Below are 16,618 nucleotides of genomic sequence, written 5' to 3' on the forward strand. Positions count from 1 at the left end.
TCCACAACCCTGGGACTGAGGGCCGTCATGGCCCGGGACCGATCGCGTGGGCTGCCGCCGCCAGCGCCACTTCGGCTTCCTTCACCGTCCGGCGGACGATCTCGTCGGCGGGCAGGACCTCGTGGACGAGGGCGGTCGACTGGCCGGTGAACGGGAGGTACTCCTCGCCGCCGCCGGCCAGGATCGCCGCCATCACGCGGGGCACGGTCTCCGCCGGGTCCACCTGGTACGGGTCCTCACGCAGGGCGTCCACCAGGGGAGTCCGCAGGCAGCGCGGCACCCCGGCACTACCGGGGCGGTTGAAGGGCGGCAGGATCCGCTCGCTGCCCACCACCTTCACCGTGTCCGCGGCGCCCGACGCGACGACCCGGTCCTTCCACGCCTGCGACACGCTCATCTCCACCGACGCGAGGAAGCGCGTCCCCATCACCACCCCCTGCGCCCCCAGCGCCAGGGCCGCGGCCAGGCCGCGGCCGTCGGCGATCCCGCCGGCCGCGAGGACGGGTACCTCGCCCGCCAGGTCCACGACGTCGGGGACCATCACCATCGTGCCGACGTCCCCGCCCTGCCCGCCGGCCTCGCCGCCCTGCGCGACGATCACATCGGCCCCGGCGCGGAGGGCCTCCTCGGCCTGACCGCGGCTGGAGACCTGCTGGATCCACAGGATGCCGGCGTCGTGGGCCCGGGCGATCAGGTCGGGCGGCACCGCCAGGTGGAAGGAGATCGCTGCCGGCCGCTCCTCGACCGTGGCCTGGAACGCCTCCTCGTCGAGGGGCCGGGTCGTGTGATTGATCGCGAACGGCCGGTCGGTCAGCCGTCGCAGCCGGGCCCACTGCTCCCGCAGTTCCGGAAGGGGTCGCACCGCCGTGCCGAGACTGCCGAGCCCACCGGCCCGGCACACCGCGGCTGCGAGATCGACCTCGTCCCAGGGGCCGAAGGGCGCGCAGACGATCGGGGCATCGATACCGAGAAGGCGGCATACAGGAGTGGTCAGCATCAGGACCTCCAGCAGGCTCGCGACAGTCCTGCGGCGAGCGGCCATGGCACATGCTTCTCCTTCCCATCATTCCGTACGCCGCCGTCCCGGGCCTCGTGAAGGAACCCCGTCATGATCGGCTGGACGAGTCCGCTGCATGCCCCGCGGCTTCGGCGCCCGGGATGCGACCGCGGCCCGGATCATGACCTTGGGGTTCAGCAGTACGGACGGGGGCGCTGCCCGCATCGCGAAGACCGCGAGCCGACGGGAGATGTACGGGTCGGACACGGCTGCCGCGCGGACCGCCCGCTGGAGTGGGCCGGGTGGCCTGGCGAGTGCCTCCCGCCGGCCCAGAGTGTCGTACGCGTCGATGAACCGGTGTGCCCGGCGGTACACGCGCAGCGCGCGGTGCAGGTCCCGGCCCTGGGCCAGGGACTCGGCAGTCGCGTCGGCCAGCCACGCGGCGCTGCGGAACGCCCAGCCGCAGCCCACTGCCGGAACCGGGTCCGAGGCGGTGGCGGCGTCGCCGATCAGGGCCAGCCCGGGCCGCGGTGCGGGATCGCGGCGTATGCACGGGTAGTCGGTGGTGCCGATGAGGTTCGACACCCGCCGGGCACCGGCGAGGGAGGGCCCGTCCGGCAGGTGCCCGACGAACCGGTCGAACGCGGCCTGCCGCTCGGCGGTGAACTCAGGCAGCCGGTCCTTCGCCGGGAAGACGCCCACCTGGGTGAGCCCGTCGTCCACGCGGATGCAGATCGCGACGTCCCGGCCCAGGGGCCAGACCTGGCCGTCGCCCGGGCCGTTCATCGTCGCGCCCTCGTAGTAGGTCCAGAACAGGAAGCGCTCGTTCGGGGCGCGGTCCTCAGGGACCTGTGCGAGCTGGGCGACGGTGGAGTGGTGGCCGTCCGCGCCGACGACCAGGCGGGCGCGGAATTCGGTGTGCCCGGCCTCGCCGTTCTCGGTGACCACTCCCCGTACGCCGCCGGCGTGGTCCTGGAGGAGGTCGACGACCCTGTGTCCCTGCATGAGTTCCACGCCCGGGGTCGCACCGGCGATCTCCCGCAGCAGTGGGTCCAGCTTGCTGCGGCGCAGGCTGATCGCCGGCGGAACCGCGCTGTCCGGCTGCGGGGCGATCCACCCCTGCTCGGTCCACATGCCGAGGCCGGTGGTCACGGCCGCACCGTGCGTGACCATCGGCTGCCAGAAATCCAGTCGCTGCAGGACGTCGTGCGTGCCGCCGAGCACGAAGTGGCCGCACAGCGTCTTGTGCGCCTGGGGACTGCGATGCCGTTCGAGGAGTGCCACCCGCAGCCCGGCCCGGCCGTACGCCGTCGCCGCCGTGCAGCCCGCGATGCTCGCGCCGACAATGATCACGTCGTAGTCGTCCATGACTGCCTCCGCCGTTGCGTTCCGTTCCTTCGGTCATGACGCAGCATGCGCAGCCGGGCCGGTGGCGGACATCGGTAGCCGATACCCAACCTTGTGGCGGCGGCCTGCCTACCATGGACAAGGTGACGGTCGGCCCATGCACGCTGGAGGAGCGGGACGGCGAGTTCGCGTCGCTGACCCGCTGGTGGCGTGAGGCGTGCGCCGGCACCGGAAGGCTCGTTCTCGTCGGCGGTGACGCGGGCGCGGGCAAGACCGTACTGATCGAGGAGTTCGCCCGGAGGCTGGGCGACGTACGCCTGCTCCGTGGCAGCTGTGAACCCCTCACCACGCCGCTCGCGCTCGGTCCGCTCCGCGACATGGCCCACAGCCTGTCGCCGCCGCTGCGTCGGCAGCTCACCGGCCCGGCCGATCCGGTGGAGGCACGCCGACTGATGCTCGACGAGTTGCGCGACGCTGGTGATCCCGTCCTCGTGGTGCTCGACGACGCGCACTGGGCCGACGAGGCCACATTGGACCTGCTGCGCTTCCTGGGCCGCCGCATCGAGGCATGCCCGGCCATGCTCGTCGTGGTCTACCGGCAGGACGAAGTGGGGGCGCGCCACCCCCTGCGCGTCCTGGCCGGGGACCTGGCGGCGCTGCCGGTCGTACGCCGACTGACCGTGCCGATGCTGTCCGAGGCGGCCGTGGCACGTCTTGCGGCGGGAACGGACATCGACCCGGCCGAGCTGTACCGCCGCACGGGCGGCAACGCGTTCTTCGTGACCCAGGTCCTGGGTGACGGCCGGGCCACCGTTCCCCCTACGGTCCGGGACGCGGTGCTCGCTCGTGCCGCACGCCTGGAACCGGGTGCGCGGGACGCGCTCGATGCCCTCGCCTGTCTCGGGACCCGGGCAGTCCCCTGGCTGGTGGAGGCCGTTTCAGGCCGGGCGGCCGACGACCTCGACGCCTGCGTGGACCGCGGACTGGTAGCCGCCGATGACGGTACGGTCGCGTTCCGGCACGAGCTGGTCCGTGTCGCGGTCATGGAGGCGATCCCGCCGGGACGCGCGGCGGACCTGCACCGACGGGCACTGGCGGTGCTCGGAGCGCGGCCGCCCGGCGAAGTGGAACCGGCGCGGCTCGCCGATCACGCGGAGCGTGCCGACGACCGGGCCGCCGTGCTCACGTACGCGCCCCTCGCGGCAGAGCGGGCATCCAGCCTGGGGGCCCACACGGAGGCGGCAGCACACCTTCGCCACGCGCTCGACGTGTTCGGGGGCAGGCCGGACGCCGCCCGGGCCGGGCTCCTGGAAGAACTCGGTCGGCAGTGCCATCTCGCGGACGACCTCGACGGAGCCCTGCGCGCCCGGCAGGAGGCCGTCGAGGCGTGGCGGGAGGTCGGCGACGACCGTCGGCGGGGCGGGGCGCTGGTCGGGCTGGCGATCACCGCGGCGCACCTGGCCCGGGAGATCCCGCTCGGCGAGAAGGCCTGCGACGAGGCACTCGCGCTGCTTGCGGGGCAGCCACCGGGACCCGAGTACGCGCTCGCCTGCGCCATCCGCGGGAAGCTCTCGGCCATGGCGTTCCGCAACGCCGACGCGGTCACCTGGGGCCAGCGGCTCCTCGCCACGGCCGGAGAGGACACCGGGCCGCTGGAACGAGCGCTCGCGCTGCTTTCGATCGGCATCGGCCGCGCCCAGGACGGCGACGTGGCCGGCCTCGGCCTGATCGCGGAGAGCGTCCGGCTGGCGCGCCAGGCATCCGCCCACGATCAGGCCGGACTCGGCTACTTCTGGCTCCAGCTGATCTGCGTGACCCGCCGTTGGTACCGGGAAGCCGAGCAGTGGTATGGGGAGGCCCTCTCGTTCACCGACGATCACGGGCAAGAGGTGTGGCGCCAGTGGCTGCGCGCCTTCCGGTCGCGGGCGCTGCTCGACCAGGGCCGGTGGGACGAGGCCGAGGCGCTCGCCTCGGAGGTGCTGCGCACGGCGGGCGTGGACGACGGACGCCGGATGATCGCCATGGTGGTGTCGGGCCGGCTGCGCGCCCGCCGAGGCGACTGCGATCCGCACCCCCTGCTGACTCGGGTGGGTTCGGTCATGGTCACCGCCGAGCCGGTCGTCGGCTGGATCATCGGCTCCACGCCCGCCCTGGCGGAGGCCGCGGCGTATGCCGACGACCTCGATCAAGTACGCACGGTGGTAACCCCGGCCCTGGCCGCCGCCGCAGCGCAGGGTGAGCCGTGGCTCCTCGGCGAGCTGGCCTATTGGCTCTCGCGCGCGGACGGACCGGCCGCCGTTCCGGCGCGGGCCGCAGAACCGTACCGGCTCCAGCTGTCGGGCCGCCCGCGCGAGTCGGCAGAGCTCTGGCAGGAGATCGGTTGCCCCTACGAGGCCGCGCTCGCGCTCGCAGACACCGCCGATGAGGGGATGCTGCGCGAGGCGCTGGCGGCCTTCGACCGCCTGGGAGCACGGCCGATGCGCGACATCACCGCCCGTCGCCTGCGCAGGCTCGGGGTGCGCGACATCCCCAGACGCCCGACCCGCGCTGCCGGCCCGGACGGGCTGAGTACCCGTGAGCAGGAGGTGCTCACCCTCTTGGCCGACGGACTCCGCAATGCCGAGATCGCCGACGAGCTGTTTCTGTCACGGCGCACCGTTGAGCACCACGTGGCCGCAGTGTTGCGCAAGCTCGGCATGGCCAGTCGGTCGGAAGCCGCTCGATACGCCCGGCGAAACGACGTGACCGATCGCCGACCCACCGTGCCCCCATCGACCCGGACAACGTGATCGAGCAGTGGAAGAGCTTGCGGACCCGGAGCCCGGTGGCCACGAGGACCGCGCCTGCGGCCCCCGCAGCACGGGTACCCGATCCGTCTGGTCGTCCCCGGCTGGTACGGCATGGCCCACGTGAAATGGTGCCGGCCCGCAGCAGAGCGGCGGAAGATCGACTTCCGGGCTGAACGCCGTTCCGGGAAGCGGTCCAGGGCCGGAGGGATGGCCTTGTCCGCGCCCGCGATCAGGCCCCGAGAGATGCGGTGCCGGGCGGCTTCCTGTGTCGTGTCCCTCGAGCGACACCGGGCGTCGTTCGCCTGGCTCTGGGGCGGTGGCGGGGGAGGGCCTTGCTGTTATGGCGTGGCCGGGTTGTCGACCGGCTGAGTCGAGGCTCCTCGTCGGACCTGGCTCATCATGAGGACGAGGGCGGCTGCGGCCCCGTACGCGATGTTGCTCAGCGACGGCTGGAAGTGGAGCGTCGGGGCGAGGACGTAGACGGCGGCGCCTGCGAGGGGGATGCCGAGCCATTCCCAGCGGCCGTCCAGGGCTACGAGGGCGATCAGGAGCAGCGCGTACCAGGAGTAGCCGGGGGTGAGGAGGACGAAGGACCACCCGGTGATCAGGAGAGCACCGCTCCAGGGGCGTCGCGGGTCCCCGCGCCACATCACGTACAGGCAGACGCCCGCGACGATGGCGAGCAGTACGGGGAAGGCCCAGGTGCCCGGCAGGACCAGGCGCAGGAGCGAATAGCGGGACCCGGCCGAGGCGTCGTCGTAGCCCTCCTCCTCGACGTAGCCGCCGAGGTAGCCGAAGACCGAGCCGTGCGAGAGGAGCACGTAAGGGAAGTAGGCGAGTACGACGAAGGCAGTGGCGGGCAGCAGTACGACGGCCGCGTCGCGCACACGGCGGACCCCGGACAGCGCCCCGGGGAGGACGACGGCCGGCATCAGCTTCGTGGCGATGGCGGCACCGATCAGCACGCCGCCCGCCGCCCGCCGGGTCAGTGCCCGGGAGGCGACGAGGCCGAGGCCGGCGACCGCGAGGAGCACGCCCAGGACGTCGACATGGGCGTTGTTGACCGCCTCGACGGGAACGGCCGGGCACCAGGCCCAGTACGCGGCCTTGCGGAGGTCGTCGCCACGCCGCCGCAGGATCAGGAGGAGTGCGCCCGTGACGCCGAGGGAGACCAGGGCGGCGCCGATCTGGAGCGGTTTGTGGCGGGCGCCGGCGGGGGAGAGCCGGTCGACGGCCAGGAAGTACGCCTCGGCGACGGGCGGGTAGATGGTGTGCACGGCGGGCCTGTTGATGCGGGTGCAGTGGCGCGTGCCCTCGGTGGGCGGGACGGGCGCGAGGTCCGGGCCGGTGCAGGCGGCGCCGGTGGGGAAGAGCCAGGGGTCGCGGAGCCGGGCGAGCGCCGGGTCCTGGGGGGTGTGGTCGTACGGGGAGACGCCGGCGGACTGGACGCGGCCGTCCCAGGCGTAGCGGTAGGAGTCGGTGCTGGTCCGCGGTGGTCCCATCAGTCCGGTCACCGTGACGGCGACCGCCCCCGCGGCGATCAGCCACGCGACGTGGCGAGCCGAGACCTGGCGCAGAGCCAGCAGCGCGACGGCGAAGAGCACCCAGCAGGCCGCGTACCAGCAGAACAGGCCGACCGGGTCGCTGAAGTAGCCCCCGTACACGATGGTGCGGGCGAGGAGCGTCGTGAGTGCGGCGAGGGCGAGGGCGGTGGCCACCGGCGCGGTGCGAGGAGTGAGGGCGGTAGGGGCTTTCACCTGCGGAATCGTTCCAGGGATCGGCTCTCCCGCGGGCCGTGCCACCTCGGATGTCCGTGTTTCGTAAGGTGTTCCCGAGGCCTGCTCGGGCCTCGTCGGGGGTGTGATGGGGGCATGCGTTTCACCCTGCCCTCCGGGCCGCCCGTCACCTTCAAGGCGCGCCTGCACGATGCCCGCACCGCGACCGCCATCGGCCGCTGGCTCGGCCTGGCCATGGCCGTCTGCTTCGCGACCGGTGTGCTGAGCCACTACCTCCAGCACCCGCCCGGATGGCTGGCCGACTCGCTGCCGAGCCGTCCGTACTGGGGTTACCGGCTCACCCAGGGTCTGCACGTGGCCTCCGGGATCGCCGCGATCCCACTGCTGCTCGCCAAGTTGTGGGTGGTCTACCCGCGGCTGTTCGCCTGGCCTCCGGTGCGATCGGTCCTCCACGCGCTGGAGCGGATCTCGGTGGCGGTCCTGGTCGCGGCCGGACTGTTCGAGCTGTTCACCGGGTTGCTGAACACCTTCCAGTGGTACCCGTGGCCCTTCAGCTTCGTTCCAGTGCACTACGCAGTCGCCTGGCTTTTGCTGGGATCGCTCCTGCTGCACGTCGCAGTGCAATGGCCGAAGATCCGCGACCACTTCACGCTTCGTTCCCCCGGCACCCTGGCCTTGCCCGAGGCCGATGGGCCCGACCGCCGGCAGCTCCTCCTCGGCGTCACTGCCGCGGTCGGAGCAGTCACGCTCACCACGGTCGGACAGTCCGTCACCGCACTCGGATCGCTGGAACTGTTCGGCCCGCGCAGCCCTGCCCACGGGGCCCAAGGGCTCCCCGTGAACCGGACGGCCGCCGCCGCGCGCGTCTCCGAGGCCTCGTTGGCCGACTGGCGGCTGACCGTGGACGGGCCGCGTCCCTACAGCCTCACGTTGGAGGAGTTGCGCGCCATGCCGCAGCATGACGTCGTCATGCCCATCGCCTGCGTCGAAGGGTGGAGCAAGTCCGCGCACTGGACCGGGGTTCGGGTACGGGACCTCCTGGAACGTGCGGGAGGTGGCCCGGGATCACGGGCCCGAGTGGTGTCCCTCGAAGCGGCGGGCGCCTACCGGGTGATGGAGATGGGACGCCTCTACGCACAGGACCCGCTCACGCTGCTCGCGCTCCGGCTGAACGGCGAGGTGCTGTCCCTGGACCACGGCTACCCGGCACGGATCATCGCCCCGAACCGGCCCGGCGTCCTGCAGACCAAGTGGGTCGGCCGACTGGAGGTGGCGTGATGAACTTCCGGTACGTGACCGGCGGATTCGGGCTGGTGTGCGCGGCCTGGGGCGGGTGGCTGCTTTTTCAGCAGCCCGAGCCGTGGCGGATCGCCGTCTGGCTCGGGGGAGCGGTCGTGGTGCACGACGGGTTCGTCGCGCCCGTCGTGATGGCGATCGCCGCCGTCGTTGCGGTGGCCGGCCTGCGCCTGCACGGGGTTCCGCGTGCGGCCCTGATCGTCGCGGGCTCCCTCACCGCGATCGCGCTTCCCCCGTTGCTGCGTCCGGGGGGCGTGGCCAACCCCACCGTCCTGCCGCTCGACTACCTGCGCAACTGGCTGCTGGCCATGGCCGCCGTCGCGTTGTTCACCCTTGGGTACGTCGGTGTGCGTGCCGTGGCGCGCCGGGTGGGCCGTCGGGCCTGATCGGAGCGGTGCCGCGGAGAATCCGCCGGGTTCGCGCACCATTCTTGAATGGTCGCTCACGTATTTTCTTCGCGCGCCCAGACCACGAGAGTTCGAGCCCGACGCTGTTCTGAACGTAGCCATGCTGCGGTTCTGGGAGCGCGAGTACCGGGCGGTGTCCGTCGAGGATCTGGTGAAGGCGACGGGAGTCAAGCCCGGCAGTCTCTACGGTGCCTTCCCCGGCGGCAAGCGTGCGCTGTTCCTGAAGTCGCTGGAGCGGTACTCGAAGCTGGTCGTCCCCCAGAAGCTGGGCGAGCTGGAGGCTCCCGGCGCCTCGGTGGGCGAGATCCGCGGCTACTTCGACGGACTGGTGCGCGATCTGCTCAGCCCCGAAGGCAGGCAGGGCTGCCTGCTCGTCAACACGGCCATCGAGAACGCCGCCGAGGACGACGAGGCGGCGGCCGTCGTCCGCGGTCACCTGGCGCGGCTGGAGCGGTGCATGACGCACGCGCTGGAGAACGCGGCCCGCAGGGGGCAGGTGCGCGCCTCGCTGGACTGTGCCGGCAGCGCCAAGCTGCTGGTCGCCACCTGCCAGGGGCTGATGGTCGTCGGGAAGGCGAACCCCGACGAGACGCTCCTGCGGGCGATCGTCGACAGCGCCTTCGCCGCTCTCGCCTGACGGCGAGGCGTACGGGCCACCGTCCTGTTCGGCAATCCGGACCCGCGACCGGGCGAAACCGTCCTGGTGAGGGGAGCTACCTCCTCGCTGGGCCAAGCCGCGGTCAACCTGGCGGTCGACCACGGCTCTACCGTCTTCGCCACGACCCGGGACCCGCTGCGGGCGCCCCTGCTGAAGGAGCTCGGGGCTGCCGACGTGCTTATCGACGACGGCGCGCTCGCCCCCCAAGTCGCGGAGCGGGGGATCGGCGTCGACGCGGTGTTCGACGTCGTCGGCAACAGCGTCCTGCGTGACTCGCCGGCCTCGGTCCGGCCGCGCGGCCGGGTCTGCCAGCTCGGCTTCCCGGGCGGATTCGAGCCTGTACGCGACTTCGACCCGATCGCCGACCTCCCCAGCGGAGTCCGGCTCAGCTTCTTCGGCAGCGCCTTCGTCCTGGGCACCCCCGCATTCCCGCTCACCGGCGTGCCGTTGGACGAGATGTACGCCAAGGTCCAGGCCGGTGCCCTGCAAACCCGTCCAGCCCACCGAGGGGTGCCTGGCCGAGAGTCAGCGGCTCAGGGTGGGACCCGCACTGCTGCGGATCCCACCCGGCATTTCGCCGCTCGGCATCCGTCAGTGGGTGAGGTGCACGAAGTGCCGGCCCGCCGTCTGCCAGGTGTCGTAAGGGGTCCAGCCCGCGGACCTCGCCGCGGCGCACAAGGCGCGGGTGCCGAGCCTGGCCCACCAGAAGGAGGCTCCCCGCCCGCCGCCGCCGTCCTCGACGTGCACCTCCACGCGTTCGTCGACGTCGGCGGCGGCGACCTCGACCAGCAGGGAGCCGCCGGCGGCTGTCAGTTCGGCAGTCCGGCGCAGCAGGGCGGCGGGGTCGCCGCCGATGCCGATGTTGCCGTCCATGAGCAGGACCGTGCCCCAGCCGCCTTCGCGGGGAAGCGGGTCGAACACCGACCGGCACAGGGCGCTGCCGCCCGCCCGCTCGGTACGGGCCACGGCCTCGGGGGTGACGTCGACACCGAGCGCTGTACGGCCGAGCCGGGCGAGGGCGGCGACCAGTCGGCCCGGTCCGCAGCCGATGTCGAGGACGGGCCCGGTGCACCGGGCGAGGACGGTGTCGTCGGCCGCGTCGGGCTCGGCGCACCACCGCTCGACTTCGAGCGGAAGCAGCCAGCCGTCGCGCCGACGGAGGAACAGCGGCCCCCGCCCGGTGCGGAGGGCGTCCGCGTACGGGTCCGCCTGCCAGGTACGGCTGGCGGGCTCGGCGAGCTGGGTGGTCATCGGGTCACCGCGCACAGGCCGTGGTGCAGGGCGGCGAAGCGCGTCCGCGGGGCTGCGGCCGCGACCCGTTCCGCGTCGGCGGGGGTGTCCACGTCGCACAGTTCGGGCAGGTCCCGTACGGAAAGACCGGCATCGGTCAGGCGCCGCCGCTGGACCTCTCCGGTGTGTGCCACGGACATGGGGACGCCGAGGAGCAGGGCCGGGTCGGGTTCGGCGAGGCCGAGGGCCCAGAACCCGCCGTCGTCGGCGGGCCCGAACCAGGCGTCCGCCTCGGTGAAGTCGAGCCCGGGCGCGAGCAGGCCTGGGGTGACCTGCGGGGTGTCCATGCCGATCAGCAGGGCCGGCCCCTCGGCCAGGGCGAAGGCAGCGGCCAGTCGGACATCCAGGCCGCCCGTCCCTTGCGGGACGACCTCGATGCCGTCCGGGATCCAAGGCCCCGGCTGTCCGTCGAGGACCAGGACGCGCCGCTCGGCCGGGGTCGCCAGGACCGTCGCGAGGGTGTCCAGGAGTGAGGCGAGGGCCAGGTCGGCTGCCTGCCGCGGGGTGAACTGCGTGGTCAGCCGTGTTTTCACGCGTCCGGCGACGGGAGCCTTGGCGATGACGAGGAGGGTGCTCATGCGGGGATCCCCTCGGTCGGTGCGGGGCGGGCGCCCGGCGGCTCGGCCAGCACCTTGCGCATGTCCCGAACGGCGTGCCAGGTGCCCCGCCAGGTGCCGGTGACCTTGGACTTCCCGGATCGGGGCAGGTACGGGATGTCCGTCTCGGCCACCTTCCAGCCCGCGTCGGCGGCCCGTACGACCATCTGGAGCGGGTACCCGCTGCGCCGGTCGCTCAGGTCCAGGCCGAGCAGTGCCTCGCGGCGGGCGACCCGCATCGGACCGAGGTCGTGGAGCCGCAGGCCGGTGCGGCGGCGCAGCATGCGGGCCAGGGCGATGTTTCCGGCACGCGCGTGCGCGGGCCAGGCGCCGCGGCCCTGCGGACGGCGCCGGCCGAGCAGGAGGTCCGCCTCGCCGGCCGCGACGCGCTCGGCCATGGGCGCGAGCAGTCCGGGGTCCATGGAGGCGTCGCAGTCGCAGAAGCAGATCAGCTCGGCGCGGGCGGCGAGCAGCCCGGCGTGGCAGGCGGCGCCGAAGCCGCGCCGGGTCTCGCGCACGACGGTGGCGCCGAGTGAGCGGGCGATGTCCGCCGAGCCGTCTGTGGAGCCGTTGTCGACGACGATGGCCCGCCACCCGGCCGGCACCCGCCCCAAGACCCAGGGGAGGGCTTCCGCCTCGTTGAGGCACGGCAGTACGAGGTCCGCGAGAGGCGGACGACAAGCAGAAGGAGTCACCCTCCACACCGTAGGAACCGAAGGGCGAAGAAGGGCGCCCGAAGACCTTACGAAACGCGGACACCGCGTCCCAGGGCGGCAGGGCCAGGTCCACCCGGCACCGCACGGTGTCACTCTGGAGGCATGGCAACCAGCAACGAAACCGACCGAGGCCCGGCCTCCGGAGGCGCCGCGGGCCGCGTCCTGGTGGTGGACGACGATCCGACCGTCTCGGAGGTCGTCGCCGGCTACCTGGAGCGGGCCGGGTTCACCGTGCACCGGGCCGCGGACGGCCCGGCCGCGCTGGAGTCCGCCGCCCGGCACCGGCCCGACCTCGTCATCCTCGACCTGATGCTGCCCGGCATGGACGGCTTGGAGGTCTGCCGTCGGCTGCGGGTGCAGGGGGACGGGAGGCGTTCCGTGGCCGTGGTCATGCTCACCGCGCGCGGCGACGAGGACGACCGGATCCTGGGCCTCGAAGTCGGCGCGGACGACTACGTGACCAAACCCTTCAGCCCGCGCGAACTGGTTCTGCGCGTCCGGTCCGTCCTGCGCAGGGCATCGTCGGCCGTCCCGGCCGGCGAGCCCCTGCTCGCGGAGGCCGGCCTGACCGTAGACCCCGCTGCCCGGCGGGCGACGCGGGACGGAGTGGAACTGGCACTCACCCTCAGGGAATTCGACCTCCTCACCTACTTCTTGCGGCACCCCGGGCAGGTCTGCGACCGCGAGCGGCTGATGCGCGAGGTCTGGGGCTGGGACTTCGGCGACCTCTCCACGGTGACCGTGCACGTCCGCAGGCTCCGGGGCAAGATCGAGAAGGACCCCGCCGATCCGCAGCTGATCCGAACCGTGTGGGGGGCCGGATACCGCTTCGAAGCGGGCCCCGTCCCGACCGGCCGCGAGCAGGTCGCAGCCGGTGCCCGTACGGAGGACGGCCATGCGTGACGTGCTGTTGATCGCCCTGTACGCCTTCCTCGGCGCGGCGGCCGCCGGGCTCCTCGGAGCCGTGGCGCTGCGGATACTGCGCCGGCGCAGCGTCGCCGTGTCCCTGGCGGTGGTCGCGGCGGTCGCCGTGTCCGCGATGCTCGCCGGGACGCTCGCGGTCGCCTGGGCGATGTTCCTGTCCTCCCACGACCTGGCCGTGGTGACCACCGTCGTCGCGATGGCCGCCGCCGTCTCCTTGATTACGGCGCTGCTGCTGGGCCGCCAGGTCGTACGGCGCTGCCGGGAACTCGTCCGAGCGGCACACGATTTCGGGGAGGACGGCACCTTCACGGCGCCGGCCGTACCGGCCCCCGCCGAACTGGCGGCACTCAGCCGCGAGTTGGCACTCACGAGTGAACGCCTCGCGGCTTCCCGCGACCGCGAGCGGGCCCTGGAGACATCGCGGCGCGAGCTGGTGGCCTGGATCTCGCACGACCTGCGGACACCGCTGGCCGGGCTGCGGGTCATGTCGGAGGCACTCGAGGACGGAATGGCCGCGGATCCGGCCCGCTACCACCGCCAGATGCGCGCCGAGGTGGACCGCCTCAACTCCATGGTCACCGACCTGTTCGAGCTGTCCCGCATCCATGCTGGCGCACTCTCCCTCAACCCCACCAGGGTCTCCCTCTACGACCTGGTGGGCGATGCACTGGCAGGAACCGATGCGCTCGCGCGTGAACACGGAGTGCGCCTGGCAGGTGCGGGCGTGGCCCCGCTACCGGTCGAGGTCGACGGTAAGGAGATGACGCGGGTGCTGTCCAACCTGCTCGTCAACGCCATCCGCCACACCCCGGCCGACGGAACGGTCGCGATCGCCACGGAACGCCGCGCGGACGCGGTGGTGCTGTCCGTCACCGACGCCTGCGGCGGAATCCCGGAGGAAGACCTGCCCCGGGTCTTCGACACCGGCTGGCGGGGCAGCCAGGCCCGCACCCCTCCCTCGGGCGCGGGCCTGGGCCTGGCGATCGTCCGGGGCATCGTCGAGGCCCACTCCGGGCGCGCGGACGTCCACAACGTGCCCGGCGGCTGCCGCTTCGAACTGACCCTCCCCGTACCGGTGTAGGCCTTGCCGCTCCGGCCGACGACGTCGACCGGATTCCGGCTCAGCGGGTCGCTACCGCCGAAGCACGCTGGCCGGCCCGCGCGAACTCGGCCATGCCGTCGGCGAATCCGATCACCGGGCGCCAGCCCAGCTCCTTGCGCAGCCGGGCCGAGTCGGCGGTGATGTGCCGTACGTCGCCGAGGCGGAACTCGCCCGTCACCACCGGGGCGGGACCGCCGTGCGCCGAGGCCAGCGCGACCGCCATCTCGCCGACCGTGTGCGGGTCCCCGCTGCCGGTGTTGAACGCCGTGAGCGCGCCCGTTTGCCGGGTGGCAACCGCCTCCAGTGCCACCGCATTGGCCGCGGCCACGTCCGTGACGTGGACGAAGTCCCTTCGCTGCGCGCCGTCCTCGTAGACCCGGGGCGCCTCGCCCCGGGCGAGCGAGGAGCGGAAGAAGGAGGCCACTCCGGCGTACGGGGTGTCGCGCGGCATGCCGGGCCCGTACACGTTGTGGTAGCGCAGTGACACCGCCCGGCCCTCCACGCACCGGGCCCAGCTCGCCGCGAGGTGCTCCTGGGCCAGCTTCGTCGTCGCGTAGACGTTCCGCGGATCCGTCGGGGCGTCCTCGCCGACCAGGCCCGGCGCGAGTTCGGCTCCGCAGTCGGGGCAGCGGGGTTCGAACCGGCCGGCCGTCAGGTCCTCGGTCCGGCGTGGCCCGGGTCGTACCGTCCCGTGCCGTTCGCACGTGTACCGGCCTTCCCCGTAGACCACCATCGATCCGGCGAGCACGAGCTCGCCCACCCCGGCAGCTGCCATCTCCGCGAGCAGCACCGCCGTCCCGAGGTCGTTGCAACCGACGTAGTCCGGGGCGTCCGCGAAGTCCTTGCCGAGGCCGACCATGGCCGCCTGGTGGCACACCGCGTCGATTCCGCGGAGCGCCGCTCTGACCGCGACGGCGTCCCGTACGTCGGCGCGCACGAACTCGGCGTCGGGCAGGGGCGGCGTGCCGGGGTGGGCAGCGGGCAGCAGGGCGTCGAGGACGACGGGGTCGTGTCCTCGGTCCGTGAGGGCGGTGACGATGTGGGAGCCGATGAATCCGGCCCCTCCGGTGACGAGTACGCGCATACTGCTGACGCTACGCAGCGCGGGCCATGCGAAGGGTCTCCCACGCGCGCACGTAAGACTTCCGTCACACGGTGCGCCGGGTACGGCGACGGGAGCGTGACGGCCGGGTGCCTCGGGTGGGAATTCAGTGGTGGCTGAGGTGGTCGTGGTCCTGCGACCCGGCCGCCATCGGTGGCCGCGTAGGCCCGCTTGGCGAAGTAGGCCAGTACGTCTGGCTGGTCGCCGGGGGCCACGCACATGAGCCGGCCGTCCTTGGTGGCCAGCAGGATCTGCCGGTTGCCGAACCGGGCGAGGACCGCTTCCTCGATCCCCCGGGCCACCGGGTAGCCGTCACCGTACGGCTCGGGCCCGGCGGCAACGGCGACCGCGTGCGCCTGGGAGAGCCTGAGGCCGAAGCGTTCGGCGCGCTCGGCGAGGCGGCCCAGGTCGCTACGCCCGTACAGCAGGTCGTCGATGAACTCCCGGCGCGCGGCCTCCTCCTGGCGGACCGCGTGGTGCTGGGCCCGCTCGTAGCCCTCGGCGAAGACGTCCACCGCCTGCTCCACCACCGCCAGCAGCGAACCCACCGCTGCCGTGGTCAGCCGGGGCGGGATCTCCTGCGCCGCGGCGAGGTGCACCCGTATGAGCCCGCGCAGCGGCAGTCCGGCCTCCGCCGCCCGCTCGCCCTGCGCGCGGCGGGACTCCAGCTCGGCGCGGGTGAGCCGACGTCCCGTGGAACATGCGTCCAGCAGGATCTCGGCGTACCCCGCCACGTGCTTCTCCGACGTTTCCCGGTCCGTCACGGCCCTCCCGTGATCCTGACGCGCCACTGATAAGTCCTTGACGCGGGGACCAGGGTGACACGTGCTGCGCGAGGAACCGCCATCGGCATCAAGGCACCGTAAAGACTGCCGGTCACCGGCAATGCGCTGCCGCGTCCGGGACGGGCAGGATCAGTGCACGGGGGCAAGCCGAAACCGGCCGGGATGCCGAACCTCGCAGCACGGGGGAGAGGCGGCATCCGGGCCGGTGACGGGCAGGGGAGTCAGACGGCCTTGAGGGCGGCAGCGCCGAAGGACACGTCGAAGCGGTCGCACCAGATGGTGACGCTGCTGAAGTCGGCGAGGTTCGCGCCGGCCGGGATCTCGTAGTTCTGGTCGCCCCTATTGCCCTTGAGCTTGCCCAGGCTCACGTACTTGCCGTCGTCGAAGACGCTCCAGCCGGCCACACCCTCCTTGACAGGGGCGTCGGTGAGCCAGACCCGCAGGTCGGGGCCGTTGCTGGTGTCCAGGTTCTCCAGGCGAAGGGTGTGGGAGCCGTCGGGCAGCCGGACGAGCTTCACCGTGCCGGTGGTGGTGTGCTCGTGGCTGATCAGACTGCCCTCGGCCACGGTCTGCGGGCCCGCCGGGGCGGAGGGTGCGGCCGAAGAGGCCGGTCCGGGCGCGCTCGGGGCAGCCGATGTCGTCGGGAGGGCCTCGCGGACGGTCTCGTCCTGCCAGAGCTTCCACGGCTGGAACCAGTACAGCCCCACGCCGAGCACCACCGTTGCCGCGACCATCGCGACCAGTGCGATCCTGCCGCGCCGCCCTCTGCCTGCCATCGCCGATGCCTCTTCCTCACGGGTTCGTCAGCACATTCAAGTGCAGTGCGGCAGCCGGATGCCAGGTCGGACCGGATGACGGAATGCTTACGGCCTT

At 72.8% G+C, this 16,618-nt stretch carries 15 protein-coding genes and 2 pseudogenes; 8 read left to right on the forward strand and 9 right to left on the reverse strand.

The features are described 5' to 3' along the window. Nucleotides 1-25 precede the first annotated feature (25 nt). Nucleotides 26-1,042 (reverse strand): NAD(P)H-dependent flavin oxidoreductase, encoded by a 1,017-nt coding sequence (locus ACFY7H_RS01150; protein WP_388931283.1) that lies wholly within the window; start codon nt 1,040-1,042, stop codon nt 26-28. Nucleotides 1,043-1,063: 21 nt separating this feature from the next. Continuing rightward, nucleotides 1,064-2,365 (reverse strand): NAD(P)/FAD-dependent oxidoreductase, encoded by a 1,302-nt coding sequence (locus tag ACFY7H_RS01155; protein ID WP_388931286.1) that lies wholly within the window; start codon nt 2,363-2,365, stop codon nt 1,064-1,066. A gap of 122 nt (nt 2,366-2,487) precedes the next feature. On the opposite strand from ACFY7H_RS01155, the gene ACFY7H_RS01160 reads away from it, so the two are divergent. Then, complete coding sequence (locus tag ACFY7H_RS01160) at nt 2,488-5,133, forward strand: ATP-binding protein (protein ID WP_388931288.1); 2,646 nt, start codon at nt 2,488-2,490, stop codon at nt 5,131-5,133. Nucleotides 5,134-5,187: 54 nt separating this feature from the next. Next, a complete protein-coding gene (locus ACFY7H_RS01165; RefSeq protein ID WP_388932230.1) occupies nt 5,188-5,502 on the forward strand; it encodes a molybdopterin-dependent oxidoreductase in 315 nt (104 codons plus the stop codon). On the opposite strand, the gene ACFY7H_RS01170 is transcribed toward ACFY7H_RS01165, so the two are convergent. Beyond that, the gene (locus ACFY7H_RS01170; RefSeq protein ID WP_388931291.1) at nt 5,472-6,890 is read right to left on the reverse strand and encodes a glycosyltransferase 87 family protein; all 1,419 of its coding nucleotides are present in this window, start codon (nt 6,888-6,890) and stop codon (nt 5,472-5,474) included. The genes ACFY7H_RS01165 and ACFY7H_RS01170 overlap by 31 nt on opposite strands. 114 nt (nt 6,891-7,004) lie before the next feature. On the opposite strand from ACFY7H_RS01170, the gene ACFY7H_RS01175 reads away from it, so the two are divergent. From ACFY7H_RS01175 to ACFY7H_RS01190, 4 genes and pseudogenes are all read left to right on the forward strand, one after another. Then, nucleotides 7,005-8,147 (forward strand): molybdopterin-dependent oxidoreductase, encoded by a 1,143-nt coding sequence (locus ACFY7H_RS01175; protein WP_388931295.1) that lies wholly within the window; start codon nt 7,005-7,007, stop codon nt 8,145-8,147. After that, nucleotides 8,147-8,551: a hypothetical protein gene (locus ACFY7H_RS01180; RefSeq protein WP_388931298.1), complete on the forward strand. Its 405-nt coding sequence runs from the start codon at nt 8,147-8,149 to the stop codon at nt 8,549-8,551. Before ACFY7H_RS01175 ends, ACFY7H_RS01180 begins: the two co-directional genes overlap by 1 nt. 121 nt (nt 8,552-8,672) lie before the next feature. Further along, complete coding sequence (locus tag ACFY7H_RS01185; RefSeq protein ID WP_388931300.1) at nt 8,673-9,209, forward strand: TetR/AcrR family transcriptional regulator; 537 nt, start codon at nt 8,673-8,675, stop codon at nt 9,207-9,209. A gap of 66 nt (nt 9,210-9,275) precedes the next feature. After that, nucleotides 9,276-9,569: pseudogene (locus tag ACFY7H_RS01190) on the forward strand (zinc-binding dehydrogenase); the annotation flags it as partial. A 252-nt stretch (nt 9,570-9,821) separates the two neighbouring features. Here the strand turns inward: ACFY7H_RS01190 and ACFY7H_RS01195 are convergent. From ACFY7H_RS01195 to ACFY7H_RS01205, 3 genes are read right to left on the reverse strand one after another with little or no spacing between them, the layout of a single operon-like run. Continuing rightward, nucleotides 9,822-10,481 (reverse strand): class I SAM-dependent methyltransferase, encoded by a 660-nt coding sequence (locus ACFY7H_RS01195; protein WP_388931302.1) that lies wholly within the window; start codon nt 10,479-10,481, stop codon nt 9,822-9,824. Continuing rightward, nucleotides 10,478-11,098 carry a DUF2064 domain-containing protein gene (locus ACFY7H_RS01200; protein WP_388931304.1) on the reverse strand — a complete coding sequence of 207 codons (621 nt, stop codon included), beginning with the start codon at nt 11,096-11,098 and terminating at the stop codon, nt 10,478-10,480. The genes ACFY7H_RS01195 and ACFY7H_RS01200 overlap by 4 nt, the downstream gene beginning before the upstream one ends. Further along, nucleotides 11,095-11,811 (reverse strand): glycosyltransferase family 2 protein, encoded by a 717-nt coding sequence (locus ACFY7H_RS01205; protein WP_388931306.1) that lies wholly within the window; start codon nt 11,809-11,811, stop codon nt 11,095-11,097. Before ACFY7H_RS01205 ends, ACFY7H_RS01200 begins: the two co-directional genes overlap by 4 nt. A gap of 123 nt (nt 11,812-11,934) precedes the next feature. Here ACFY7H_RS01205 and ACFY7H_RS01210 point away from each other — a divergent pair, with 123 nt between their 5' ends. Further along, a complete protein-coding gene (locus ACFY7H_RS01210; RefSeq protein ID WP_388931309.1) occupies nt 11,935-12,735 on the forward strand; it encodes a response regulator transcription factor in 801 nt (266 codons plus the stop codon). Further along, a complete protein-coding gene (locus ACFY7H_RS01215; RefSeq protein WP_388931312.1) occupies nt 12,728-13,837 on the forward strand; it encodes a sensor histidine kinase in 1,110 nt (369 codons plus the stop codon). The genes ACFY7H_RS01210 and ACFY7H_RS01215 overlap by 8 nt, the downstream gene beginning before the upstream one ends. 40 nt (nt 13,838-13,877) lie before the next feature. On the opposite strand, the gene ACFY7H_RS01220 is transcribed toward ACFY7H_RS01215, so the two are convergent. From ACFY7H_RS01220 to ACFY7H_RS01230, 3 genes and pseudogenes are all read right to left on the reverse strand, one after another. Then, nucleotides 13,878-14,942 carry an NAD-dependent epimerase/dehydratase family protein gene (locus ACFY7H_RS01220; protein ID WP_388931315.1) on the reverse strand — a complete coding sequence of 355 codons (1,065 nt, stop codon included), beginning with the start codon at nt 14,940-14,942 and terminating at the stop codon, nt 13,878-13,880. Between the two features lie 140 nt (nt 14,943-15,082). Continuing rightward, nucleotides 15,083-15,724: pseudogene (locus ACFY7H_RS01225) on the reverse strand (PucR family transcriptional regulator); the annotation flags it as partial. Between the two features lie 242 nt (nt 15,725-15,966). Continuing rightward, entirely contained in the window at nt 15,967-16,521 is a 555-nt protein-coding gene (locus tag ACFY7H_RS01230) for a DM13 domain-containing protein (protein WP_388931317.1), read from the reverse strand. Nucleotides 16,522-16,618: the final 97 nt, after the last annotated feature.

It is taken from the genome of Streptomyces sp. NPDC012794, assembly GCF_042901085.1.
Classification (GTDB): domain Bacteria; phylum Actinomycetota; class Actinomycetes; order Streptomycetales; family Streptomycetaceae; genus Streptomyces.